This window comes from Bacillus sp. J14TS2 (genome assembly GCF_018333015.1).
In the GTDB taxonomy this organism is placed as follows: Bacteria; Bacillota; Bacilli; order Bacillales; family Bacillaceae_C; genus Lederbergia.
Window position 1 is genome coordinate 583,874 of sequence record NZ_BORE01000001.1, and the last position, 26,809, is coordinate 610,682.

The 26,809-nt window shown below is 37.9% G+C and carries 21 protein-coding genes; 4 read left to right on the forward strand and 17 right to left on the reverse strand.

The features are described 5' to 3' along the window. Nucleotides 1–6 precede the first annotated feature (6 nt). Entirely contained in the window at nucleotides 7–2,091 is a 2,085-nt protein-coding gene (locus KI375_RS02425; protein WP_212971933.1) for a class I SAM-dependent methyltransferase, read from the forward strand. Nucleotides 2,092–2,383: 292 nt separating this feature from the next. Here KI375_RS02425 and KI375_RS02430 read toward each other — a convergent pair whose 3' ends face one another. Then, on the reverse strand, nucleotides 2,384–4,561 hold the full coding sequence (locus KI375_RS02430; RefSeq protein WP_212971934.1) for a sensor histidine kinase: 2,178 nt from the start codon (nucleotides 4,559–4,561) through the stop codon (nucleotides 2,384–2,386). A gap of 208 nt (nucleotides 4,562–4,769) precedes the next feature. On the opposite strand from KI375_RS02430, the gene KI375_RS02435 reads away from it, so the two are divergent. Then, nucleotides 4,770–5,462 carry a response regulator transcription factor gene (locus tag KI375_RS02435; protein ID WP_212971935.1) on the forward strand — a complete coding sequence of 231 codons (693 nt, stop codon included), beginning with the start codon at nucleotides 4,770–4,772 and terminating at the stop codon, nucleotides 5,460–5,462. Between the two features lie 301 nt (nucleotides 5,463–5,763). Further along, nucleotides 5,764–5,892, forward strand: coding sequence for an anti-repressor SinI family protein (locus tag KI375_RS02440; RefSeq protein ID WP_244852182.1), 129 nt, complete (start codon nucleotides 5,764–5,766; stop codon nucleotides 5,890–5,892). 18 nt (nucleotides 5,893–5,910) lie between these two features. On the opposite strand, the gene KI375_RS02445 is transcribed toward KI375_RS02440, so the two are convergent. Next, the gene (locus KI375_RS02445; protein ID WP_212971937.1) at nucleotides 5,911–6,477 is read right to left on the reverse strand and encodes a zinc metalloprotease; all 567 of its coding nucleotides are present in this window, start codon (nucleotides 6,475–6,477) and stop codon (nucleotides 5,911–5,913) included. 132 nt (nucleotides 6,478–6,609) lie between these two features. Then, entirely contained in the window at nucleotides 6,610–6,963 is a 354-nt protein-coding gene (locus KI375_RS02450) for a hypothetical protein (RefSeq protein WP_212971938.1), read from the reverse strand. 318 nt (nucleotides 6,964–7,281) lie between these two features. Here KI375_RS02450 and guaC point away from each other — a divergent pair, with 318 nt between their 5' ends. After that, a complete protein-coding gene (gene guaC, locus KI375_RS02455) occupies nucleotides 7,282–8,256 on the forward strand; it encodes a GMP reductase (RefSeq protein WP_212971939.1) in 975 nt (324 codons plus the stop codon). Nucleotides 8,257–8,347: 91 nt separating this feature from the next. Here guaC and KI375_RS02460 read toward each other — a convergent pair whose 3' ends face one another. The 14 genes from KI375_RS02460 to KI375_RS02525 all read right to left on the reverse strand — a co-directional run bounded on the left by KI375_RS02460 (nucleotide 8,348) and on the right by KI375_RS02525 (nucleotide 26,623). Further along, complete coding sequence (locus KI375_RS02460; protein WP_212971940.1) at nucleotides 8,348–9,241, reverse strand: carbohydrate ABC transporter permease; 894 nt, start codon at nucleotides 9,239–9,241, stop codon at nucleotides 8,348–8,350. 15 nt (nucleotides 9,242–9,256) lie between these two features. After that, the gene (locus KI375_RS02465; RefSeq protein WP_212971941.1) at nucleotides 9,257–10,213 is read right to left on the reverse strand and encodes an ABC transporter permease; all 957 of its coding nucleotides are present in this window, start codon (nucleotides 10,211–10,213) and stop codon (nucleotides 9,257–9,259) included. A 161-nt stretch (nucleotides 10,214–10,374) separates the two neighbouring features. Further along, on the reverse strand, nucleotides 10,375–12,000 hold the full coding sequence (locus KI375_RS02470; RefSeq protein WP_212971942.1) for an extracellular solute-binding protein: 1,626 nt from the start codon (nucleotides 11,998–12,000) through the stop codon (nucleotides 10,375–10,377). Between the two features lie 604 nt (nucleotides 12,001–12,604). Then, nucleotides 12,605–14,896, reverse strand: a complete 2,292-nt coding sequence (locus KI375_RS02475) for a helix-turn-helix domain-containing protein (RefSeq protein ID WP_212971943.1) — start codon at nucleotides 14,894–14,896, stop codon at nucleotides 12,605–12,607. A 223-nt stretch (nucleotides 14,897–15,119) separates the two neighbouring features. Then, nucleotides 15,120–16,535 carry a type 2 periplasmic-binding domain-containing protein gene (locus KI375_RS02480; RefSeq protein WP_244852209.1) on the reverse strand — a complete coding sequence of 472 codons (1,416 nt, stop codon included), beginning with the start codon at nucleotides 16,533–16,535 and terminating at the stop codon, nucleotides 15,120–15,122. A gap of 19 nt (nucleotides 16,536–16,554) precedes the next feature. Then, entirely contained in the window at nucleotides 16,555–16,986 is a 432-nt protein-coding gene (gene tnpA / locus KI375_RS02485; protein WP_212971945.1) for an IS200/IS605 family transposase, read from the reverse strand. A 72-nt stretch (nucleotides 16,987–17,058) separates the two neighbouring features. Beyond that, on the reverse strand, nucleotides 17,059–17,379 hold the full coding sequence (locus KI375_RS02490) for a hypothetical protein (RefSeq protein WP_212971946.1): 321 nt from the start codon (nucleotides 17,377–17,379) through the stop codon (nucleotides 17,059–17,061). Nucleotides 17,380–17,504: 125 nt separating this feature from the next. Next, nucleotides 17,505–19,118 carry an extracellular solute-binding protein gene (locus KI375_RS02495; RefSeq protein ID WP_244852184.1) on the reverse strand — a complete coding sequence of 538 codons (1,614 nt, stop codon included), beginning with the start codon at nucleotides 19,116–19,118 and terminating at the stop codon, nucleotides 17,505–17,507. A 245-nt stretch (nucleotides 19,119–19,363) separates the two neighbouring features. Continuing rightward, nucleotides 19,364–20,992, reverse strand: coding sequence for an extracellular solute-binding protein (locus KI375_RS02500; RefSeq protein ID WP_212971948.1), 1,629 nt, complete (start codon nucleotides 20,990–20,992; stop codon nucleotides 19,364–19,366). A gap of 125 nt (nucleotides 20,993–21,117) precedes the next feature. Next, complete coding sequence (locus tag KI375_RS02505) at nucleotides 21,118–21,942, reverse strand: sugar phosphate isomerase/epimerase family protein (protein WP_212971949.1); 825 nt, start codon at nucleotides 21,940–21,942, stop codon at nucleotides 21,118–21,120. Nucleotides 21,943–21,965: 23 nt separating this feature from the next. Beyond that, the gene (locus tag KI375_RS02510; protein WP_212971950.1) at nucleotides 21,966–22,952 is read right to left on the reverse strand and encodes a DUF6528 family protein; all 987 of its coding nucleotides are present in this window, start codon (nucleotides 22,950–22,952) and stop codon (nucleotides 21,966–21,968) included. Between the two features lie 292 nt (nucleotides 22,953–23,244). Beyond that, a complete protein-coding gene (locus tag KI375_RS02515; RefSeq protein WP_212971951.1) occupies nucleotides 23,245–24,504 on the reverse strand; it encodes a Gfo/Idh/MocA family protein in 1,260 nt (419 codons plus the stop codon). A gap of 239 nt (nucleotides 24,505–24,743) precedes the next feature. Continuing rightward, nucleotides 24,744–25,451, reverse strand: a complete 708-nt coding sequence (locus KI375_RS02520; protein ID WP_212971952.1) for a DUF1868 domain-containing protein — start codon at nucleotides 25,449–25,451, stop codon at nucleotides 24,744–24,746. Nucleotides 25,452–25,618: 167 nt separating this feature from the next. Further along, complete coding sequence (locus tag KI375_RS02525) at nucleotides 25,619–26,623, reverse strand: LacI family DNA-binding transcriptional regulator (RefSeq protein ID WP_212971953.1); 1,005 nt, start codon at nucleotides 26,621–26,623, stop codon at nucleotides 25,619–25,621. Between the last annotated feature and the right edge of the window lie 186 nt (nucleotides 26,624–26,809).

Here is a 26,809-nt window from a genome sequence, read left to right on the forward strand (position 1 = left end):
AAAAACATGCTGGAGTCATTGCAAGCCATTCAACAGCTGAAATATGGAGATAAAAGTGTGCTTCGCCAGCAAAATTGGCTAGCGTTTCTTTATCAAACCGAGCAAAAAAGTGTCAACTTAGAACAAGTGGCTTCTCTAGCAGAAATTGAGGACCACCCTGCTTTACACTACACAGAGCGTACCTTGCAAATTTTGAATCAACTAAGCTTGCCCCAGGAGAACAAGCAAATTCTTGAGGAAGTTCTAAAATGGTGTGAAGTAGCAAAATGCGGCTCCGAGTCGACTCGAAAAAATTGGATCGAAGCAGGATACCCATTAGCAATCCATAATTTAGCTTCTGCTAAAGTTTATGCTGCTCAGCAAATGGAAAAACCGATTTCGGAGAGAAACTTTATAGAAGAAGAATTAATCTATACCTTGATTCAAACACATGGATTAGTTGGGCAATATATTCGCGGGGAAGTCCGCTTTCAGCGGATGCAGCCGCTTGTTCAACTCATCCGCCTACAAATCATTGCTCCTTCGACAATGAAGGCTTTATTAACTGCTTTAAACCACTGTATAATCGAGGCTGTTTCTCCAACTTTATGGGGAAATGTAAGACAAAAAGTCAATGAGGTGATTCACTGGTTAATCACTGGAGAAGAAGATCATGAGATGTCATTTATAGAGCGGCTCAAACAACTGCGCCAGCATACCATATTAAATGGGGAAGCTTTTGACAAGGACATCCAGCGAATCTCTCATTATGAAAAAGTAGAAGAACGGCTATCCTTATTTTTTCATAAAGTTGATCTATGGTATGTAGAATCGGCTTTATCAGCCTTTACCCTTGAGGAATTTGTAAAAATTTTCCTTTTACTCATGCGCACTTCTCCTTCCTTTACTGTCAGTCATATTACATTTGAACCTTTAATGCGCGATCTTCATTATGATTATAGAGGGAAGAAAACTGTTAACCTTTATAAAAAGCGAATTATTGAGGCCTATTTAAGTGAATTATCGGTTGAGGAGCTTTTAGATCATGACATCCCAACCAATCAGCATGTTTCACTAAAAATAGACCCGGATGGACATATCCAATTCATTGGTGTATCTTTTTCTTTCTCGAAAGCCGGCGAAAAGCTCATTGAATTTTGTCAAGAGGCAGAAAAAGATCCTTTATATGAACGGGCGATTATTTTGCTCTATGATTTTTTTGGATTTCGCAGAGACGCTTTTGACCGTCTGCAAAATGAAGAAAGCTATCTTGCAGATATGAATCATGCCCAGGATTTCAAGAAAAAACTAGTGGATTATGCTGTTGGAGAGACGATGCTTGATATTGGGCCTGGGGGAGGTTTTCTTTTAGATTTGCTTTCAACGCGTTTTCCAGAAGCTAAAGTGATAGGAATTGATATTTCTTCTAATGTCGTAGCCGAATTAGAAAGAAAAAAACAACGTGAACATAAAAGATGGGAAATTCTCCAAGGCGATGCTCTCGATTTACAACAATATGTCGGTGAAGCCAAGGCAGATACCATTATCTTTTCGTCTATACTTCATGAAATGTTTTCCTATATTCCTTATGAGGGAAAGAAATTTAATTCCGCCGTCATTAGCCAAGCATTACAAAGCGCATTTCTTGCATTACGACCGAATGGCAGAATAATTATCCGAGATGGGATCATGACAGAGCCAAAAAATCTACCTCGTCACATCCATTTTAAAAATAAGACAGATATCGCCTTTTTCAATCGCTATGTCCATGATTTCAAAGGAAGAAAGATCGAATACAAATGGGTGGATGAGCAAACAGTTTCCTTACCTGTAAATGATAGTATGGAATTTTTATATACTTTTACCTGGGGAGAGGAATCCTATCCACATGAGGTACAAGAACAATTCGGTTATTTTACCCCCAGTGAATTCAAAGAATGTATTCAACAATCACTTGGAGCAGGAGCACAGATCTCTCTTTTTGAACATTATTTGCAGGCAGGATATGAAGAACATTTATTGGATAAAGTCTTTTTAACGGATGATTCACAACAGCCGGTACAGTTACCTGATAGCACATGTTTTATCGTCATTGAAAAAGCAAATGTTTAAGAAAAGCGCAATTGCCCCTGGTCTAGGAAGAAAGGATAAAGTTGCGCCCGTCCTGGCGCAACGTCCGCACTAGTACAGTCTGTGCGTTGCAACGCCTTTCTGACCAACATCCTGTTGGCTCTGATAAGCAATGTTCTTGAACTCAAAAAGTCCGTTTTTGACTTTTTGAAACTCAGGTTATTACTTTCCTATGTTCTAAAACAACAAAGAAGATCGAGGCTGAGGCAAGATAAAACCGAGCTACAGATGCATATGCCCCAGCCTCTTTCTATAACTTCGTTTCCGTTCATTTTTAACTATTTTTATATAAAGGTAGGGTAAAATAAAAACAACTCCCTTTTCCTTCTATACTATGGACCCCTATTTGACCTCCATGGTATTCCACAATTTCCTTTGCGATGGCCAAACCTAACCCTGAGCCATTGTGGGATTTCCCATGATGGCTTCCTTTATAAAAGCGATTAAATACAAGGTGAGACATCCCTTCTTTTAACCCTACTCCATTATCGATTACCATAATCTTAACTAGATCCTCTTCCTCTTGTTCCATTTCAATAATAATTTCCCCATCTTCTCCTACAAAACGACGAGCATTGTTTACTAAATTGACCATCACTTGTTCCATTCTCAATGAGTCCATTTCAACAAATAAAGGCTTTTGGTTAGGAAGAGAATGCTTAAAGTGAAATTGGATCCCTTGCTTTTCAATATCCAGTTTATACTTATGAAAAATCTTGCGCATATACTTTAAGATATCTACCTTTTTGAGATCAAAGTGAATTTGTCCATTCTCTACATCCGTCATATCGTGAAGATCATGCAGCATTTTTGTTAAATATAAACTTTGATCATAGATAAGTTGAATATATTCTGGATCATTAGAAATTACACCATCTAACATGCCTTTTGTATAAGCTCGAATGTTTGTTAAAGGTGTCGATATTTCGTGGGAAATATTTCGAATCCATTTACTTCTTGATTGATGGATTTCATTTAATTGTTGATTAACGTTTTGTAGTTCTTTGTTAGCTTGCTCTAGTTCAAGTGTTCTTTTATATACTTGCTGTTCCAATGAAGCATTTAGCATCACCAAATCTTGTGTGAGTTTTTCCGTCCGCATCACAGAGGTGGAATATCTTTTGGAAAGAATAATAGACTGGGTAAACAAAAAACAAAGTAGGCCGACGGAAGCTAACTCAATCGTTTGAATAAGATTATTAAATAGTAAAATATCATGGATAGTGGTAAGGGAAAGCATGGATATAGCAAAAGTATTTAAGAAAGATCCTTCGCGCCTTCTCCAAGCAGCTTTTATATATACAAAAGCCAAATATATAAGATTGAGCATAATCATTATTTGCAGTGGTAACATCATTTTTGTAAACCAAATGCCTGGCGAAACAATAATAAAAATACTCCATAAGGACATGACAGTAAAGATGATATTACGAACGTTCCGATTCATATCTTCTGAAAATTGAGTATAGGTAAATAGGGAAATAAATAATGGTCCAAGTGATGCACCAAGATACTCCAATTTAAGTGCTACTTCCCAGTTCAAAAATGGCAACATATAGGCAGCAAGACCTTGCTCAAGCAGGATGGCCCGAATGGCCACCACAATACAGACGATTCCGAAGTAAATAAGCGAAGGCTCCTTTCTTCGGAATGCAAATAAAGAAACATGATACAGGCCAATAATAACCAAGCTAACGACTGTAAGCGTCCGAAAAACCAGTCTTTTTTCTTGGGAAGAATAAATCTGCTCCGGTTCTCCGATTAGAATAGGCTCCGTGATACCAGACTTTCGCTGATGGTAGTTAGAAATTTGCATAACCAACTCTACATAATTAGAAGAAACCTTAAATGAGACAATTTCCGTATCACTACTCGGTTTCATATCTGATCTATTTTTTCCAACCTGTCCTTTGGATACTCTTTTCTCACCATCAATCCATAGTGTATATGCTGATGAAATACTCGGAATATACAATGCCTTTGTCTTGCCAATCTCATTATCTGTAAATTGGAGTTGTAAACGATAGGTAGCATACCCTTTAATCGGTAATGTCTCGTTCCCTTGCCTGTAATGACTCCAAGTATGTGGCACCTTCTCAAATTGAGCCTCTTGTTGGACGGAAAAGTCTTGTAAATCCTCAGGAGTATAAAGCATATCCCAATAAAATTCCCATTCTCCGTTTAAATCTAGGATCTCCTCATCCAATAATTGAGGAATAAACAGAACACCCTGCTTCACTTCATCCTTTGTATTAGCTTTTACAGTTGAGAAAGGAAAAATCGATACGATAAAAAGGAATGATAGGACCCATATAACAAAATACACTCGGGATGAGTAAGTCGATGGTTGGAGCTTCTCTCTCTGATTGTATGTCTGCCGAACTAGTGGAGACCATGCTGATTTCTTATCGACATAACAAAAGCGCTTACATAGCAATCCTTTCTTCCTCATCATTCTCCCCCCTCAGTACGACCCGTCTTTTGACCTATCATAACACTTTTACTTATTAATGTGACAAAGTTTTTTTATAAAAGGGGTATGAAATCATTAATAGAAAGGGGTGTTACTTATGTGATATAGTTGAAATATAGGGCAATTTACTTATCTTTTGAACATATAAATCTACTAAAGAGAATGATTTAAAAAGGGGGAGCCAAATATGGATCCTGTCAAAATCTTAACGATTGAGGATGATGAAGCACTCATCCAAATTTTGCGCTTATATTTAGAAAAGGAAGGATTCACAGTGTTTTCCGCATTAAATGCAATAGATGGCCAATATTTAATGGAAAAACATATCCCCGATGTTCTCTTATTGGATATTCACCTCCATGACCGCAATGGATTCGAACTCGCTCGCCGGTATCGCGAAATTTCTGATGGAGTCCTTATTTTTATCACAGGTGAAAAAACAAGAGATACTGTAATGAAAGGATTTGAATTGGGATGTGATGATTATATAATAAAGCCATTTGATCCACCCGAACTTATTGCCAGAATAAAAGCGAATATTAGGAGAAGCTCCCTCCACTATCATCAATCGATGATCAAAACCGGAGACCTAACGTTAAATTTAGAGAATAAAGCGGTCTACAAAGATGGGCGTGAAATTGAGTTATTTGCGAAAGAAAGAATGCTGCTTTTCTACCTAGCCAAGCACCCTAATCAAGTCATTAGTGCTGAGCAAATATTTGATGCCATTTGGGGAATAGAATCAGAAGCAGAATTAAAAGTTGTACTCGTTTATTTAAGTACTCTAAGGAAAAAAATTGAAAGTGATCCAAGAAAGCCAACACATATCCAAACTGTCAGAGGGTTTGGATATAAATTTTCACTCTCCTCTCCGAAATGAACAAAAGGCTGTGAACATGATCTCAATTCCTGTTTGCACCTTTTTTCTTTTTAAAAATCGCCTCTTTTATTTCTTAATTTTAACTTCCCTTTAACCTACTTTGATTATCATATGAATAAGAAAGGGCAGAAGATGGTTTAGTAACCTTCCGAAATGCCTGAATGGAGACGCTGCGGATGGGAGCCGTGGGCGATGAGTCGCATTTTACAGCTCATTTCACGCCCATTCTGGTCCTGAACAGCAAACATTTTAGGAAAAAAGATTTTACATTATCTATAAGTGCATGTGGGGAGTGAGGGTAATGTTGGATCCTGAGTGGGTCAGTCTAATGCTTCAAGCGAAAGAAATTGGTCTAACTTTGGAAGAAGTAAAAGATTATATTGACAAGAAAGCAGAATCAACAGAAGTAGAAACAACTTTGAAAGCGTAAGCATCTGATCAAAAAACCTTATGTTTCCCTCTTCTTGTTAGCCTGCTCCACTTGTTGTTGATATTGTTCTTCAATTTTAGAAGTCATCGGGAGAAATGGTTCTTTATGATGATCGATACGATTGCCATAACGAATCATTTCATAAATAATCATTCCATTATTAGGCCGCTCATTTATTGTAACCATAGGGACAGAATCGAAAAGTATATAGTAAACAGCATAAAAAATAAATCTCTGCCAAAAGTCTTGATGAGAGGATAAGATGCCGTTCACTAATAAAGCATTAATAATCATTGCGATAAGGAGATTCATTAATATTGGACCCGCATATATACAAACATAGACAAATTTATTCTCCTTTTTTATAGAATCAAAGGAAAACCAGCTATATAGATGATAATATTTGCGCACATCAAAAATACCTACTTTAAAAATACGGGGTCCAGAACCAATCGTTAATCTTGGCTTTCTCACGCCAAATATTACACTTACGACTAAATACCCGAATTCTCTAAGAAAAATAACGACGGGTAAGATGATAAATGCGGAAATCACAACACCAACTAAATCCTTAAATCCAAACATGATGGAAAAACCCTTTCTCTATAAAATCAGTTTTGGTTTTATCCATCCATTACCCGCAAACAAAAAAATAAATCTTGTCCATACTTCATTTAAAAAACTCTGCCACCTTTCAAAGGTGGCAGAGTTTTCTTGTTAGGAGATTGATATGCGGTTTTGCCCCCTTCCATTTAGATCAATAACCTTATGCTTTTTTGTCTTTTTTATTAAAATACTTTTATACATAGGAAAACCCTCTTCATTCTCTAGCAATAAAACCCGCTTATTCGCATGATCTTCAACAATTTTTATTTGATACTTTTCCAAATCAATCTTGTCTTCTAGATTAGTAATTTCCGGGAAGCTTATTGTCGAATTTTCACTCGATTCACCTGTCGCCATACTCTCCTCTTTTTGCTCCTTATTATGTTCGGTGTGAAAAGCTTTTGCCCCCATAGTACCGCCTGCTAGCATTAAAACTCCTACTAAAGATAAAATGAATGTTTTCATCGTCTTTCCTCTCCTTTTCTGTCTACTATTAATCTTACATATATCAATTGAAAAACAACTGTGATGAAAATGAGAGTTTAATGAGAAATAAACTTAAACATCGTTCCAGACACCGAACTCAAAATCTGGAGCTAGTATATTTTGATTGCTACCATGCGATTGGTTTAGAAGTATTTATTCAAATTGGTATTTGTGACTATCACCCCTCAACTAGAACATGCTTCCTTTGACAATCAAGGGAAAATGAGGTACATTATGATATGTACGAACATTATTAAATAATACTAAAATATCATTCGTGTTTAGGAGTGTTACTTGTTGGAAACTATTTTTGACTATGAAGATATTCAATTAATTCCAAGAAAATGTGTTGTTCAGAGTCGTTCAGAATGTGATACAACCGTCATGTTGGGTGACCATAAATTTAAATTACCTGTTGTGCCTGCAAATATGCAGACAATTATTGATGAGGAGATTGCGTATTACCTCGCAGAAAACGGTTACTTTTATATCATGCATCGCTTTCAGCCGGAAAAACGTATTGACTTTATTAAAGGGATGCATGAGCGAGGATTGATTGCCTCGATCAGTGTGGGAGTGAAAGAAGAAGAATATCCTTTTATTCAGCAATTAGCAGATATACAGATCATTCCTGAATTTATTACAATCGATATCGCTCATGGCCATTCAAACGCGGTCATTCAAATGATTCAGCATATTAAACAGCTATTGCCTCAAACCTTTGTGATTGCTGGGAATGTCGCGACACCTGAAGCTGTCCGTGATTTAGAAGCTGCGGGGGCAGATGCCACAAAAGTGGGCGTTGGGCCAGGGAAGGTTTGCATTACAAAAATTAAGACTGGATTTGGGACAGCCGGCTGGCAATTAGCAGCGCTGAAATGGTGTGCGGAAGCTGCAAGTAAGCCGATTATTGCAGATGGTGGAATTCGCACACATGGAGATATTGCTAAATCGATTCATTTCGGTGCTTCTATGATTATGGTTGGTTCACTTTTTGCCGGACATGAAGAATCTCCTGGTAGAACGATTATGCAAAATGGCAAGCTTTATAAAGAATATTTCGGTTCTGCTTCTGAATTCCAAAAAGGGGAAAAGAAAAATGTGGAAGGGAAAAAGATGTTAGTGGAACATAAAGGACAATTGCAAGATACACTAACAGAGATGGAGCAAGATCTCCAGTCAGCCATTTCCTATGCGGGTGGAACTAATTTAGAATCCATTCGTGAAGTCGAGCATGTGATCGTGAAAAATTCAATTTTTAATGGGGATTGAGGGCAAAAAGAATTAAAGAAGAGCCATTGATAGCTGACATCCTGCCAGCTACCAATGGCTCTTCTAATGTGTTATAGAATAAATTGCTTCCTTACTCTTTCACCGATCCAATCAATACCCCTTGTACAAAGAAACGTTGCAGGAATGGATAAACGATTAACAGCGGTAAGGAAGAGACCATAATGACCGCATATTTCACTAAGCTGGCGGTTTTCACCTGTTCGACCAGAGATTCGATTTCTCCTGGTCCCCCGCCACCTTCTTGGCTAATTTGTGCGACCACCAATATCTGCCGTAGAATCAGCTGCAATGGATACAACTTTTCGTCTGAAAGATAGATTAAAGCGGTAAAATATTGATTCCATAAACTGACCGCATGGAATAAAGCCATTACCGCAATAATGGGCATCGAGAGGGGAATCACTACTTTTCCGAAGATGTAGTAGTCCGAAGCCCCATCAATTTTAGCAGCTTCCACTAACTGATCGGGAATGGTTTGTTGAAAGAATGTTCGTGCCACAAGAATCGACCATGCTCCAACCACACCTGGGATCACAATCGCCCAAATCGTGTCCACCATCCCCAAAGTTTTAATGACGAGATACGTCGGGATTAATCCTCCATTAAACATCATCGTAAACAGGATGATCCAGAGTATATACTTTTTCCCCATCACTTCTTTTCTCGATAAGGCATAGGCACAAGGCAATAACACAATTAGGTGAATGATAGTCCCGATAATCGTATAAAAAATCGTATTCCGATATCCCAGCCAAATCGCGTCATTTTGAAAGACCCGTTGATAGCCCGCAAAGGTGATATCGACCGGCCACAGCCACATTTTCCCTGTACTTACCGCTGCCGGATCACTAATTGAGGCACTGATCACAAAAATAAGCGGATACACAATGACTAATGTCAGAAATACGACCAGAATTTTATTAATCAAATCAAAGGTTTTATCTGATACACTCCTATTCTTCATTGTTGCTCCCCTCCTTTACCATAAGCTGTTATCGCTGACTTTTTTCGCAATTTGATTGACTGTCACAAGCAGAATAATATTAATGACCGAGTCGAATAAACCAACCGCCGCAGCGAAACTATATTGTCCTTCCAATAAACCTGTTTCATAGACAAATGTTTGAATAATATCGGATGTTTCCGAGTTCAAAGAGTTTTGCAAAAGCAACACCTTCTCAAATCCAACCGACATAAATTTCCCGATATTCAAAATAAAGAGAATCACAATCGTTGGTAAAATGGCTGGAATATTGATGTGGATAATCCGTTGGAGTCTTGTTGCTCCATCCACCTTCGCTGCTTCTAACAGTTCCGGATTCACCCCTGCAAGCGCCGCCAAATAAATAATCGATCCCCAGCCAAGTCCTTGCCACTCACCAGACCACACATAGATATGCCTGAACCAATCTGGACTTGTCAGGAATTGAACAGAGCTCCCCCCTAATTTCTCAATCAAATGATTGACAATCCCGGTCGTTGGATCTAAAAAGGCAATAATCATCCCCACCACGACAACCACAGAAATAAAGTGGGGGGCATAGGTTAATGTTTGCGTCCACTTTTTAAAGGCCCCATTGCGGAGCTCATTTAGCATTAAAGCGAAAATGACGGGCAGTGGAAATAGACATAATTGGTAGAGACTGATAATTAAGGTGTTTTTCAATAACCGCCAAAAGTAATAGGAATTAAAAAAACGTTCAAAATGCTCAAAGCCTACCCATGGACTTCCGTTAATCCCCATCGTCGCAAAAAAGTCCTTAAAGGCAATTTGGACCCCATACATCGGGATATAGTGGAAAACGATAAAAAAAGTCAGGGCTGGTAATAGAAAGGTATATAATTGCCAGCTTTTAAGGAAGTTTTTGCGGATGCGCGAAAAACGACTTCCAGGCATGACGATTTTATGTTCAACCTCTGCATGCTTCGTATTCATAAAGGAACCTCCTTTTTATTAATAAAGTGAAAACGATTATTCGCGTATCTACTGGCATTCCCCTCGAATTCTTGAAGTGTGGGGGTCTTACTGTCAGTTGATGCGGGATAATAGGGATAAGGTTGTGCAAACTGTTGAAAACAACCTTATCCCCCAAACCGTTAATTGTTTTTATACCGCTTATATGCTTCCTCTTGAATCTCCATATATTGATCTAAGCCCATTTTCTCAATCTCTTTAATATAGTCGTCCCATTTCGAAAAAGGCTCCGTTCCTGTAATGAATTTATCTTGCATTTCGTTTACATATTTATGAATATCTGCTTCCAAACCAGATAATTTATTATTTTCTTCTACTGTATAGGTAAAACTTGGCCAGATTTCATCCAGCATATTCGGCTCCAATCTTTCCGCAGCTTCAATGGAAGATGGCAAGCTTTCCGCACCTTGGAATGTTTCTTGCTTTACGATTCCTGGATAGCCGCCGCCAAGCCAAGTAACATAATTAGACAACTCTTGCTCCATTGATAATCCATCAGGGCTATCGGTAATTTTATCTAGATATTGAGCATTTCCATCTTCATCGCGTTCAAAGGTCTCGCCTTCAATTCCCATAAAGAATAATTCCGCCCCCTCTTCACTATAGAAATGATCCAGCCATCTTAGGGTTGCAGGAATATTTTCATTCTCACTTGTCACTACAAATGCCCCCATATGGTTTAATGAAGAGGTGGCTTTATTATATGTTTTCCCACCAGGTCCTTCTAGCGCCGGCAGTCCGACAAAGTTACTGCCCATTTTCTTTCCATAAATCGTTTCGGGACTGGTGATAGCCGTACTTCCATACAGACCCTCAGTTCCCTCACTATAGCTTTGATTATTATCAATTGTATAAATGTTTTTAGCAATAAGTCCTTCCGAATACAGTTTGTTTAAGTATTCCAAAAGCTCTTTATAGCTATCGGAAATCGGGAAAAAACGTAAGTCGCCTGTTTCTGGATCCTCATCCAGATAAGCATGTTTATTACCTTTATTTCCCACCCCAAAGGCACCATTTAACGCCTGTCTTAAATCCGATATATTCGTGCCACCATAGGGAATTTCATCTTGCTTTCCATTTCCGTTTAAATCCGTTTCCTTCACTGCCTTTAAATAATCATAAAAATCATCGATCGTTTCCGGCATTTCCATATCTAACTGCTCCAGCCAATCCTTGCGAATCCAAGGCTTAGCCCCCAAAATAACAGAAGTAAATTCCGGGTCATAGATCGTCGGAACCCCATAGATATTTCCATCTGGAAAAGTTGCTCCCTTCCTTATTTCCGGGTACTCCTCCAATATGGCGGTCAGGTTCGGCATGTAGTCCTCAATTAAATCATTTAATTTCACAAAAATTCCCTGTTCTCCGTATTTCAAAAGGTCAGAGTTAGGGAGTGCCATCGTATAGAAAACATCAGGCAATTTTCCACCAGCAAGAGCTAGGTTTCGTTTTTCTTCTCTAGCTTCAAATGGGACGAGTTCCCAATCAATATGAACATTCGTCATTTCCTCATATTCCTTCCAAATCAGCACCTCATTATAATCATCGGCTGTGGTCGGTGGCTTTCCTGCCATAAATTTCAATGTAATCGGCTCATTCACAATCGGCATTCCTGATTCATTTACATTTTCCAGATCCTCCTCACTTATTTCAGGTGTCTCAGGACCAGAAGACTTCTTGCCACTACAGGCGGCTAGAACTAACATCAATGACATCATTAAAAGGAATATAACCTTTTTGTTTTTCATCGTTGACCCTCCAAATTAATCAGTTAAGGCGAACTAGCTAATACTTCGATGATTCATCTCCCCCCTAAACTAAAACGTTTACATGCGTTTTCGAAAACATCCCCATCTCAGGATGTTTTTAGATAGATACAAAACATCTAGATTGTGAGATTACGTAAAAGAAATATATGGATTTTCTACGGTTGGTTATTGATGATAGTCAATCAGATCTGCTTGATAAGGAAAATGCAGGATTGAAACCTCCTTCCTTCTTTCATAATCATGATGCTACAACTAAGATCTGCCATCATCTGTTGCTTTCTAACGATAGTGTATCATTGAAGAAAAATGAAGAAAATAGGTGATTTTCGAACTGACTATGTAGGTTTTGCAAGGAACCTTTTCCTCAGATATATTGTTGCTTTCTGCACAAAAAAGCAGTCGTTGTACAAATCGACATATTCAGCAAAAAAACCACACATATCTACTATAACTTCCTTTTCCATAAGACAAGCTGAATATATAATAAGAACCTTAAACCACATTCCAATTTTTTACATAAAACAAAAAACTTTGTCTGTTTGGCAATCCAACCAAACAGACAAAGTTTTTATTGTTATGTTTCTTATAATGCCTTCTGTTCCTCTGTAAGATGCTGATGATTTTTTCGGTATTGACTAGGAGTGATGCCTTCTTCTTTTCTAAACTTCCGCGTAAAATTAGATACATCCATATAACCAATATTCATTACAATCTCTTTAATCGTGCGATTCGTATTAACTAATTGCTCTTTACATTCCTGCATCCGTAATTCCCAAACAAACTGAGTGAACGTCACCCCTGTTTGTTCCCTGATAAATCGGCTCACATAAGAGCTTGATATCTGGCAATGATCAGCAATACTATCGAGGCTGAAATCATGAGATTTGTATTGCTTTTGAATATACTCCATGATGTTATCACGCAATGTATAATTATGACTTTCCTTTCTTTTTTCAACCTCTAAACAAATTTGATCAATGAGTAGATTGGCACTCGTTTGCAAATGATCCAATGATTGAAATTCAGACAGCTCCTTCACATCTTCTGTCTGATGACGAATATCTAATTCAGAAATGGTTTTCAAAATAGTGTTGATAATATCAAAGCAAGTGCATTTCAGCATATGGTTAGAGATATCCTGTTGAACAAGACTGGATAGGATTTCACCTAGGGTTTCTTTAGCAACAACATGGTCTCCTTGTTTTAAGCTTTGAATCAGTTTTAATCGGCTCTCTTCCGGAAACCAAATTGTTTCTTTGCTTTCAATATAAAGATTCTCAAAAAAGATCCCTTTATCTTGATGATTTAAGAGCCCGTTTTCTATAGAAGCAGTCGCTTCAATAAAAGAACGATTGATCTTATGAGCCCCTTTGTACATTCTTCCAACCCCAACCACGGGCATGATCAAGCATTGCTCTTTCAAAATCTCAATTAAATGGTGGGCAAATACTTGACGATTATCATTCAGGTTACCGAAGCCTTCTCTAGTATTCACAATAAGAGCAGCAGTATAATCATGAACTAATTCGACTCCATATCCATAGCAATCCTGATAGGAGATCTGATCGATAATTTCTACGATTTTTTCCCAATAACGAAAGGCTTCTTGCTTTTTTATTTTTCCTTTATACGAAACTGCTATAACGAAAAAACTATCTCCTTGTAAAGTTATGTTCAGATCATTTGCTAGAGCGCCTATTTCTTGCTCATCCCTCATCTCCCCCTTTAGTAACTTTGATAGAAATTGTGCCTTTACAAGGGGGGTATGTGTAATTATTTTTCTTTTTAAATGTTGACTATCTTCATATATGGATTCAATTTTTGTTCTAATTAACTCAATTTCATTATTTTCTACTCGATTGTTTTCAAGCTGTTCTTTATTTCTGAGGAAATGAGCCAAATTTTTAATTGGCTTATAGTGTTTCATAGATAGATAACAAACAACGATCATCCCAACCGCTGCAAGAATAAATAATATTACAAAAATAGACTGTTTCAGTGACGTCATTTTTCCATAAAATTGTTTTGTAGGTATTACGGTAGCAAAGGTCCAATTACTTGTTTGTGAACGAACAATAGAAAATGAGTATTGTTCGTTTTCAAATTTTTCATTGACAATGCCTGTTTCTGTTGAAGCGATATTTTTCACAAAATCCAGATCTATTGGCATTCCGTTTTTATTAGTAGCAAGCAAATTAAATGAATCATCAAAGATAAAGGTCGTACCATCAAATTCATCTAGCGTATTCTTAATCAAGTTGGAAAAAGCTGTTTCCTTGATTAAAAACGTAACAGTACCGATTGGACTAGAACTATGAATGGGTAGAGGGTAAGAGTATGCCATCACTCGTTTATTCTCACCGCTATTGGAAGCGATATCAATCATTTGCAACATAGGTTCAGATTGAGCATGCAATCCATTGGCTAGGTCCTCTATGCTGTTGGGTTGTACCTGATAGGTACTGCGAGCAAAATTTTGAAAAGTACTTGCCCCTTTAGAGGAATACACGAGTTCTTCAGACTCATGGAAATTTAAAAATAATTCATCAATAAAAGTGTTATTCATTGTATATCTCACGATTTCTTCCATCGCTTGTTTATCATAATAAGCTTGCGTGAACATATATGGTGTTAAGCGATCATCATAGGAGATTCTAGTGGCTAAATGATTGAGCTCAAGCAATCTTGAATCCGTGATATCCCGGATTTGGTTTATTTTATCCGTATTTGATTGAATAATTTCTCTCTCTAAATTTCCTACTGATATATGATATAAAATGATACTAATCGTAACAAAAGGTAACATAAACACAAACAAGTAGGAAAAGAGATATTTATATAATAACCTTGATTTTTTATTAGACCAATTAAACATTTTTCTCCTCCCCTACTGTTCTATTTTAGATAAATCAATTATCAATCTCGCATTTTAAAACTAAGTTCTTTCCACTAAATATATATAATTTACACTCATATTTCAATACATAGCCATTTATTGCCAATCTGATAGATTCTACGATAGCTCCCTACAAGTGAATGGTTAACCATTTACAGGGGGTTGCGTCATTCCTATGTAGACCTTCGCAACCCCTTCCAGATTATTGACCTTTTTGCCTTTTATATGCTTCTTCTTTAACTTGCATGTAATCTTCTAAGCCAAGCCCTTCGATTGTCTGAACATATTGATCCCATTCATCAAAGGAAACCTGCCCTGAAAGGAATTTATCACGCATTTCATTGACATATTTTTCAATATCATTTCCAGTTGAATCTAAGATCTTTGTTTCTTCTTCTGTATAGATAAAGCTCGGCCAGGGATCTTTCACAACATCAGGTTCAAGCAATTCTGCGGTAGCTAATCGCTTTTCAGAACTTGCCCCACCTCTATAAAATTCTTGAGTGGCCATACTTGGATAACCACCACCGGGAAAGGTTAAATACTCTGTAACGGCTTCTTCGAAAGATAATCCATCTGGATGGTCATTGATTTCGTCAATAAAATCGATCGTGCCATCTGCTTTTTCCTCAAATGTCTCTCCTTCTATTCCTAAGAAAAATAATTGTAACCCCTCTTCCCCGTAAAAATGGTCAATCCATCTAACTGTAGCTTCCGGGTATTGATTCTCTCTTGTAATAAGAAAGGCACCAACTGTATTGACAGGCGAGACCATTTTTGTAATCATTTTGTCTCCATGTGGTCCTTCCAAAGCTGGAATACCTACGAATGGCTTTCCGCCTTCTTCACCAAAAGTTTCAATCGGACCATACCAATTTGTACTTCCATACAGCCCACCACTTCCATTTGCGAGAAATTGGTTCGTATCAATTGAAAAGATATTTTGTTCAATCAATTTCTCTTCGTATAATTTATTGACATATTGCAATAATTCCTTGTACCCTTCGGAAATAGGATAAAAGCGTAACGCTTCCCCATCTTCCGGGTCTACATCAACATTTGGGTTGGCAGATCCCATATTTTCGATCCCAAATGCTCCCTTGAGCCAATTCACCATCTCTCCAATATTACCAGATCCATAGGGGATCCCATTATTGCCGCCTGGATCTTTTTCCTGAACCGCTTTCAAATATTGGTAGAATTCTTCCGTTGTTTTCGGCATATCCATATCTAGCTTCTCCAGCCACTCTTGGTTAATCCACGGCACAGAGCTAAGTCGGCTAGAAAGAAAGTCGGGCTCAACTAATCTTGGAAAGGAATATATATTTCCATCAGGAAAGGTAATTCCCTTTTCAATTTCTGGGTACTTCTCAAATAACTTTTTTAAATTTGGCGCATACTCATCAATTAAATCGTTTAATGGAATAAAAACTCCCTGCTGTCCATACTTTAAAATATCATTCACAGGTACTGACGCACTATGAAAAGCATCTGGTAAATTATCACTGGCGAGCCTTAAACGACCACCTGCTAAAGCAGGTGGATTTGGACATAAATGTCGGCGACTAAAGTCGCTTTTCAGGCTGAAGTCCTGCTCAAAGTCCTTAAGCTGAAGCATATTCAAAATAAGACTGAACTCACTCTTCAATTTTGAATATATCGTCTTTATTTTCATTGAACTGATTAGCTATATAATTTCTTATGATCTCTTCTGTTACTGTTCCAACTGTGGCGCAAAAGTACCCTCTTGCCCATAAATGCTGTCCCCAGTATCTTTTCTTTAGTTCTGGAAATTCATCTTGTAATAACCTTGATGATCTTCCTTTTAGATATTGCATGATTTTACTTGGGGAAATGCTTGGGGGACAGGACAATAATAAATGGATGTGATCTTTGCCAACACTTCCTTGCAGGATGGTTATTCCTCTTGCTTCACAACCTTGTCTAATCAATTCTCTCGCTCTTACTGCTATATGATTTTGCAACACCTTATATCTATATTTTGTTACCCATATAACATGGTATTTAATGTCATACACTGCATGACCACTTTTTCGATATCCGTCCATACTATCACCTCTTCTGTTAGTATGGACAAAAAAGATAAGGCTAAAAGCGGATACCGTCTAAAGACGGTGGAGTTAGACCACGCATCTATAAGTTAAATTTCTTTTTTCTGCAAGTCCAGTGCTTGGCACCATCTCCCATTCGATATCGATATTGGTCATTTTCTCATATTCATTAAATAGCATAACATCATTCCAATTGGGCGCACTTTGAGCAGCCTGTCCAGCAAAAAAGTCTAAACTAATTTCATCTTCTACGATGGGCATTCCAGTCTTATTCACTTTTTCTGTTCGTTCAGCCTTTGTATCAGTCGTTCCAGTTTCTTTACTACTACTGCACGCAGCAACAAGAAACAGGATTAAAAACCCAGCAATTAAAACAAATTGTTTTCTCATCATGATCCTCCTCTAATTTAGAGCTCCTCTTGATGAAAACTAGCCATATACTGGTGATAAGATCGAACGATTACATCTACAGGGGTTGCGTCATTCCTGTGTAGACCTTCGCAACCCCTGCAAGATCATTGACTTTTTTGCCTTTTATATGCTTCTTCCTTGACTTGCATGTATTCCTCTAATCCAAGGCCTTCAATTGTCTGAACATATTGATCCCATTCATCAAAAGAAACCTGCCCTGAAAGGAATTTATCACGCATTTCGTCCACATATTTTTCAATATCATTTCCAGTTGAATCTAAGATCTTTGTTTCTTCTTCTGTATAAATAAAACTTGACCATGGATCTTTTACAACATCAGGCTTAAGTAATTCCGCAGTAGCCAATCGCTTTTCAGAACTTCCTCCCCCCCTATAAAATTCTTGAATTGTCATAGTTGGAGAACCGCCACCAGGAAAGGTTAAATACTCTGTAACGGCTTCTTCGAAAGATAGTCCATCTGGATGGTTATTAATTTCGTCAATAAAGTCGACTGTTCCATCTGCTTTTTCCTCAAATGTCTCTCCTTCTATTCCTAAATAAAATAATTCTATTCCCTCTTTCCCGTAAAAATGGTCTATCCATCTAACTGTAGCTTCCGGGTATTGATTCTCTCTTGTAATAAGAAAAGCACCCACTGTATTGACAGACGGATTCATCTTCGTAATCATTTTATCTCCGTGCGGTCCCTCCAAAGCTGGAATACCTACGAAGGGTTTTCCGCCTTCTTCACCAAATGTTTCAATTGGGCCAAACCAATTGGTACTTCCATATAGCCCATCACTTCCATTTGCGAGAAATTGGTTTGTATCAATCGAAAAGATATTTTGTTCAATTAATTTCTCTTCGTATAATTTATTGATATATTGTAATAATTCCTTGTACCCTTCGGAAATAGGATAAAAGCGTAACGCTTCCCCGTCTTCCGGGTCTACATCAATATTTGGGTTGGCAGATCCCATATTTTCGATGCCAAATGCTCCCTTGAGCCAATTCACCATCTCTCCAATATTACCAGATCCATAGGGGATCCCATTATTGCCGCCTGGATCTTTTTCCTGAACCGCTTTCAAATATTGGTAGAATTCTTCCGTTGTTTTCGGCATATCCATATCTAGCTTCTCAAGCCACTCTTGATTAATCCACGGTACAGAGCCAAGTCGACTTGAGAGAAAGTCAGGCTCAGTTAACAATGGAAAAGAATATATATTTCCATCCGGAAAGGTAATCCCTTTTTCAATTTCTGGGTACTCTTCAAATATCTTTTTTAAATTTGGCGCATACTCATCAATCAAATCATTTAAAGGAATAAAAACACCCTGTTGTCCATACTTTAAAATATCATTTTCGGGTACTGAAGCACTATGAAAAGCATCTGGTAAATTATCACTGGCGAGTCTTAAATTTCTTTTTTCAGTAAGCCCAGTTTTGGGCACCATCTCCCATTCGATATCGATATTGGTCATTTTTTCATATTCATTAAATAGCATGACATCATTCCAATTGGGAGCACTTTGAGGAGCCTGCCCAGCAAAAAAGTCTAAACTGATTTTATCTTCTACGATCGGCATCCCAGTTTTATTCAAATTTTCCGTTCGTTCAGCCTTTGTATTAGCTGATTCGGTTTCTTTACTACTGCTGCACGCGGCGACAAGAAACAGGATTAAAACTCCAACAATGAACATGAATGATTTTCTCATCATGATCCTCCTCGTTTTTAGTAGGCAGATTATATGAAATCTAACTAGAGACTTGTTTATATCAACAGTTGAATAAATTTTATCTTCAAGTTGTTAGAGTCATTGATAGTTGAACAAATATAACAGCACTTATCTTACGGGATGAACGAGGTTGCGTTAGAATGTTGTGAATTTAGCCTTTAATTTTTTTACATCAGGGGGGATGAGCCCCCCACTGAACGCAACCCCCTAGACTATGAGAAACATTAATTATTTTTATAGCGCTCATACGCTTTTTCTTGAATATCCATATATTCTTCTAGGCCCATCGTTTCCAGTCTTTCAATATATTCATCCCATTTTGAGAATGGTTCTGAACCTGTAATAAATTTATCTTGCATTTCATCAACGTATTTATGAATATCGACTTCCAAGCCAGACAATTGATTATTTTCTTCTATTGAATAGGTAAAACTCGGCCAAATATCCTCTGTGTCCAACATATAGGGTGCTAATCTGTCAGCAGCTTCATTAGAGGATGGCATGTTTTCCGACCCTTTAAATGTTTCTGAGCGGACAATACCTGGATAGCCACCGCCAAGCCAAGTCATATATTTAGATAGCTCTTGATTTAGCGACAGACCGTCAGCACTGTTTGCAATTTTATCTACATATTGTAATTCTCCATCTTCATCTTCTTCATAGGTCTCCCCTTCAACTCCCATAAAGAATAACTTTGCGCCTTCTTCACTATAGAAATAATCCATCCATCTTAAGGTAGCTGGAATATGTTCGTTCTCATTCGTCACAACAAATCCACCCATGTGGGCTAATGGAGGTGTTGCGCGATGATAGGATTTTCCGGCCGGCCCTTCAAGTGCAGAAAGTCCAACAAAGTTTTTTCCCATTTCTTCACCATAAGCAGCCTCTGGACTTGTTAAAACCGTACTTCCATAAAGTCCCTCAGCACCTTCAGCATTGCTTTGGCTTGTTTCAATCGTATAAATATTTTGGCCAATTAATTTTTCCGAATAAAGTTTGTGTAAATATTCCAATTCTGCTTTGTACCCATCAGAGGTAGGATAGAAGCGCAACTCTTGGGTATCGGGATCTTCATCTAGATAAGCATGCTTTACCCCTCGATTCCCGATTCCAAATGCCCCTCTTAAAATATCTCTCAACCCTTCAATACTAGTGGCTCCATATGGGATTTCATCCTGTTCTCCATTACCATTAAGGTCCGTTTCCTTCACCGCTTTTAAGTAATCATAAAAATCATCAATTGTTTCAGGCATCTTCATATCCAATTGATCAAGCCAGTCCTGACGTATCCAAGCTTTTGAACCTAAAATAAGTGAGGTAAACTCTGGATCATAAATTGTTGGTAAGCCATAAATATTACCATCTGGAAAAGTAATTCCTTTGCGAATGGCAGGATACTGTTCTAGTAACTCCGATAGATTTGGCATATATTCCTCGATCAGATCATTAAGCTTTACAAAAATACCTTGTTGTCCATATTTAAGTAAATCATGATTAGGCATATACATTGTATAAAATACATCTGGCAATGTATCACCGGACAACGTTAAATTACGCTTTTCATCTCTAGCCTCAGAGTCTACTAAATCCCAATCAATATGAATATTCGTCATTTCTTCATATGTTTGCCAGAGTAAAACGTCATTATAATCATCAGCATTTGTCGAAGGTTTCCCGGCCATAAACTTGATTGTAATGGGATCATTGACAATCGGCATTCCTGATTCATTCAAGTTTTCTAAATCTTCTTCATTGATTTCTGGCGTTTGTGGAGAGGATTTCTTTCCGCTGCAGGCCGCTAATACTAGAAAGAATGACAACATAAGTAATAAAGCACCCTTTTTGATTTTCAAGTTAATCCCCCTCTAGTTTGTTAAAATATAATAGGTATCCACGTTTAGTACGTACTACACAACCTCAAAGGAGTTCATCCTATGAATCTCCCATGTAAATACTGCATGGGGATTTCCTTCATATATTACTTATCTGCCCTCTTATACTGAATGAGTAAATTATCTTTCCAACAATCGACTAGTTGCCTCGGGGAACACTTATCCATCTTAACCTCAAACATAAATGTGCCTTCATAACCAGACTGAGCAAGTGCAGAAATAACACGATCCCATTGAATAATGCCCTCCCCTGGCAGCCAGTGTCTCTCATCCACTCCATCGTAATCAGAAATATGAACGGTTGCTATTTTATCACCGAGCTCTTTAATAAAATGTTCAGGTGTCTCTAGTAGTAAGTGGTTAACATCACTACATACCCGTAAATCTTTATGCGCATCAATTAGCGTTTTCATTTCTTCACTGGTGTTCCCCAAACACGTACGTGGTAAATCTTCTACACAAATATGAATATCTAAAGGCTTTGCTTTTTCCGCCAATAGATGAAGAGAGGACTTACACGCTTTGATCCGCTCCAGCCTTTCATTGTCAGGGATGGGTTCATAGCTCGGATGGATGATCACTTGATTAATATTCCATTCGCTGACCCATCTCAGCCACTCAAAATGGTACTCAAGGATCTGGTTCCTTTTTTCCAAATCAATACTAGAAATATCCCAGTCTTTCCCAAAAGGTAAATGGACAGACCAGACTTCAAGCCCCAATTCATGTGCTTTTTGGATGTATGAATTGAACCTCCCCTTTAATCCCTCATAACTTAAATCAGTCTCATTTCTTGATATAACAAGTTCAATGCTATCTAGGCCTGCTTCTTTAATCTCACTTAACGTGAGCGTGCCACTTGGCGAATAGGACGTACCAACCTTCCACTCTACCGGATTACTCCTTTTCATACTCCTTCACCTCTTTTATTTGATCATTGGTAGCTAGTGCTCCATATCCTCGCTTTATACATTTCAGCATCCTTTATCTCCTTCGGATTTGTTGGTAAATAGAAATCAATCGTATCAGTTGTAAATTTATTTTCGCCGACACTCTCTTTTTGTTGGGTTAATACCACTTGACCCGATAATTGATTGCCAATACTTTTCACATTTTCTTTATTTATGTCATCTACTCCTGGATAGTCAGTTATCCATGCTTTTTCCGATTTACTATATTGATAGACATTCGTAACGGTCGTCACCCAAAGTTTATCTGTATCACCGTATACGACAGATAGATTATGACCACCGCTTGTCGGGGTCTGTTCCTTATGAACTTCTTCAATCTTTGGATCACTGCTGGTTCCCTTTATTTCTAATGCAACAAGAGAATTTGTCCCCAAGGCCCAAAGCAGCTCTTTCTCAGGATCCCATACGACCCCATGAGCTCCAGGCAGGAGATATTCCGCGAATTTCTCGGAATCAGCCCCTTCTGATGATGTGTAAATACGTATGGAACCTGGTGATGCACTAAGTGCGACAGCAATATTCCCATCAGGTAAAATTTCTGCAGCATGCGGACTTAGTCCAATATTTAATCCCCAGGTTCGTTGATCTCCAGCGGGATAAGGGACAATTCCTACAAATCCATAAGAGTCAGTTACAGCCATATACTGCTCACCATCAATTTCACGTAATGTGACATCAGATGGGTGTCCCCATCCATCCAGCAACCCTGCAAAACCATTTTCATCAGTCGGTGACCAAGTCCATTCAGCATCCTGTTTATCCCATACCTCCTTTTCTTCCATTCCTTCTTTGGCTGGGTCAAAGACAAGGATCTGCCGAGACTTTTGATCAGTCACAGCAATCCACTGATCATCCGTCTCTTTCGGGGACTCTGCAAGAGTCTTACGTTGACAAGATACCATGAGCGTCAGTAAACCTATAAAAAGGGTTAAGATAACAAACTTTTTCATACGCAGCCACCTTTACATAAATTTGACATCGATGTCATTTTAATAATTTTTAATGACCGTTCTCATCTCTTCATAAGTCAGGGTAGAGCATTAATGAAAAATCTTAGACTTCAGGTAACAGAAACTCCCCTTAGATCACCTCCCTAAGCTAGATTTCCTCAATGAGGAAATTCGCAAACGCCTTCAATATCTTGCTTTATTATTTGCAACCCCCGCTCCTCTGCAGCAGTTTCTTGATGTGTTGCAGAAAGAATCTGCAATGAAATGGATTAAAACTTCTTACCTAAGTCAACTAGTTTAATCTGACTCTCTCTTTAAATTCGGCCAGATCTATCGACTTTCCTTGTTCTTTCCTTGATTCTTCTGCCGCAAATGCAATCATATGACTTTCAACTGAAGTACCAGCGGATGTTAGACCCTTACCCCCATTGTGGTTTCTAACCTCATGTAAAAAATTACTCATAACACCAGTATCCCCTCCTCCATGACCAGATTTTGGTCTATGAATAAAGTTCTCCTTTTTTTGTTTTGTCAAAAAGTCATATACTGTAAACTTATCTTCTTTCATATATCCACGAATTTCACCCTTCGTTCCCATGATTTGAATCCCTCTAGAAATATCGTGTGTAAAGCCAGACATACTGAAGGTTGCCGTTGCACCTTCCTGAAATTGGAGATTGACAACCTGGTGATCGACTACATTATTATCTGTATGATATACACATTTACCATATGGGCCGTTTTCCAGCGCCTTGATAACCCCTTCACGAGAAGGATCATTTGTAATTTTCCTTAATGATCTCTCGTTTTTTTCTAGATAGGCTCTAGGAGCATAGTACTGGCATTGCTCAGCTGCCGGGCAACCATCAAGGCAATAAAGAGGAGCACCCTCTGGCGCATTTTCCTTGCGAAAATGCATAAGAGAACCAAATGAACTTACATGTGTGCACGGTTTAGAAACCAACCAAGATAAGAGATCCATATCGTGACATGATTTTGCAAGGATCATTGGGCTTGAAACATCTGAATTTCTCCAATTTCCTCTCACAAAGCTATGAGCCATGTGAAGGTTACCGACATTTTCATTCAGCTGTATGGAAACAATTTTTCCAATCTCTCCATCATCAATTGTTCGCTTTATAGCAGACCAGAATGGTGTATAACGAAGAACATGGCAAATGGTTAGCAGCCGATCATACAGATCTTCAGCCTCTTCCATTTTTACACATTCCTCAGGGTCAGGGGACATTGGTTTTTCCAATAACACATGGTACCCTTTTTCCAGAGCGCGCATCGTAGGCTCATAATGCATTCGATCCTGTGTAGTAATGACCATAACATCTGCTAATTGAGGTTGAGTAAGCACGTCTGCCCATGTCGAATACACACAATCTTCCGGGATTTCATGCTGTTTCGCAAAAAGCTGACTTCTTTCTAAGTCTGGATCAGCAATGGCAACAAAATTTAGCTCGTGTGGAAAATTGATTGCATAATTTCCATAGGCATTCCCTCTGCTCCCTGCCCCGATCAGTACAGCTGTAACTTGCTTCATTTCTTCTTCCTCCCATTAACATTCCCTTATTAGAGGATATTCAAAAAGGACGGTAAAAAGGACACATCCATTTTCTTCGTCCTTTTTGAACACTCTATTTATTGACAATCTTGTATCACTCATATGCCACATTCTCTATCTCCATTATTCTTCCACATTCATTTTTTCAATCGTTTTCATATACTTATCCCAATCTGAAAAAAATTCACTTCCTGCAATGAATTTGTCTTCCGTTTCGTTTATAGTCTGCCTATCTCCATCTCGTTCTCAGTTGTGTAACCTTTTTTCACTCGCAATTCCTCTCTTGCCTCGCTACTATATGGCACAAATTCCGACATATCTTCAAAAACGGTGTAATCTATTTTTTCAATCTTCACTGGCTCCATGTTGCTGATGACTTCCCTGCGCAATCGTTCATTTAATTGTGCGATGATTTGCTTTTCTTCCGTTGTTAACTCAGCAATCAGATAAGCAAAAGATATATGAAACTGATACTTATCATGGTTGGCAAATCTCACACCTGTGGCCTCTGTCAGTTGATCACGAAACGCCTTCAGTCTCCGGCTTGTCTCTTCATCACCAGGATCTACCTCTAAAACAGTCGAACGTATTTGTAGCGGTTTCATTTTTATGTTTTGAATAAAAGGCAATGACTCTAGCTTGTTATGAAAAAATTCATCTATTTTCTCTAAAGACTCATCTAAACTTAGAAATTCACTCCATTTTTCTGGCGAACGATTAAAGTGACATAATAATTCAAAGACGGTCATGTGAACGGATTCAATTGGTAAAATTGAATATTTTTGCGCAAAAGGTAATGCTTGATATTCCTTTTGGATTTTTTGAATTGTATTTACAACATTCGGATCAGGATATAAATTACTGACAATCGTATTGCCAGGAAACCATTTGATTTTTCCGTTTTGATGAAATTTTAAAGTACTCATTGTATCTTCCTCTCTTTTACATTGACATCGATGTCATTTTTATAAAATTAGTATTTTACCTACTTCAAGTTTTGACATCGGCACCACCTTTCTGACACCGATGTCAAATTTAGGTTATTAACACTATACATGAATACGTATTCCATTTCAAGCCAAACCTCAACTTTTTATTTGGTTGTTTCGCGGATAATTAATTTGGTTGGAACCTCTATTGAAGTAAGGTCTGTCATCCCATTAATTAAGATTTCTAAGCGATTGACAATTTCCTTTGATAAAGTTGTAAAATCTTGGGCAATCGTGGTTAAGGAAGGATCAAAATATTGAGCCCATGGAATATTGTCAAATCCAACAATGGAGACATCCTCTGGTATTTTTATATTTAATTCATTCAAAGCTCGGATTAAGCCGATCACCTTTTCATCACCAGAGACAAAAATGGCATCAGGTATATTCTCCTTTGTAAAGTCTGCCTTCGAATATAGGTAGACATCTTCGACTGTCTTCATCTGATAAACCACTTCAATTAAGCTTGCGTCTAATCCTAGTTCGTCATAGGCATCCTTTACTCCTCGTACCCGATCCATATTGACCAAGGATTGATCTCCAATCAATAGAGACACTTTCTCTAAACCCTTGCTGACTAAATAGTACATTAATGACTTTAATGCATCATAGTCATTGTTCGTTACATAGGTAACGCCTTCTGTATCACTCTTTCCAAAAACAATAAAAGGAATTCCTAACTTTTGAAGATACATAATCCGTTGGTCCCTCGGAGATTCATAAAAAATCACCGCTGCCCCAATAAAACTACTGGATGAGTAAAGGACAGAATTTTCCATGCTGTCATTCGGTTCCGTATACTCCACAATTGTATTCATATCATGCTTTCTACATTCGAGGATAATCTTTTCTAATAGAATATGAAACCATTCCAAAGGATAAAATTCTGTTTTCGGAACAGAAATTAAAATATTGCGGTTGGTTTTATTAATCAATCCCCGCGCATAAGTATTCGGAACATAATTATACTCTTGTAAAATTTGATTAATTTTCTCATAAGTTGACTTTTTTACATTTTTCTCACCATTTACTACTCGGGATACTGTTTTAGGTGAAAACCCGGAAATTCTAGCGATATCATAAATCGTTACTTTCTTTTTCTTGTTCATTTTTACCTCACCGTGAAACGATATTTTTACAAGTACTTGTATATCAAATAGGAGTACTTGTGTTTTATTGTACATGATCGTATGAATAGAGACAATTTTCTACCGGACCGCCATCTAGAGTTATTATCCTTTCAAATGATTAGGTGCATATTGGGAGGATAAGCGCGATTGATGAACAAGCAGATT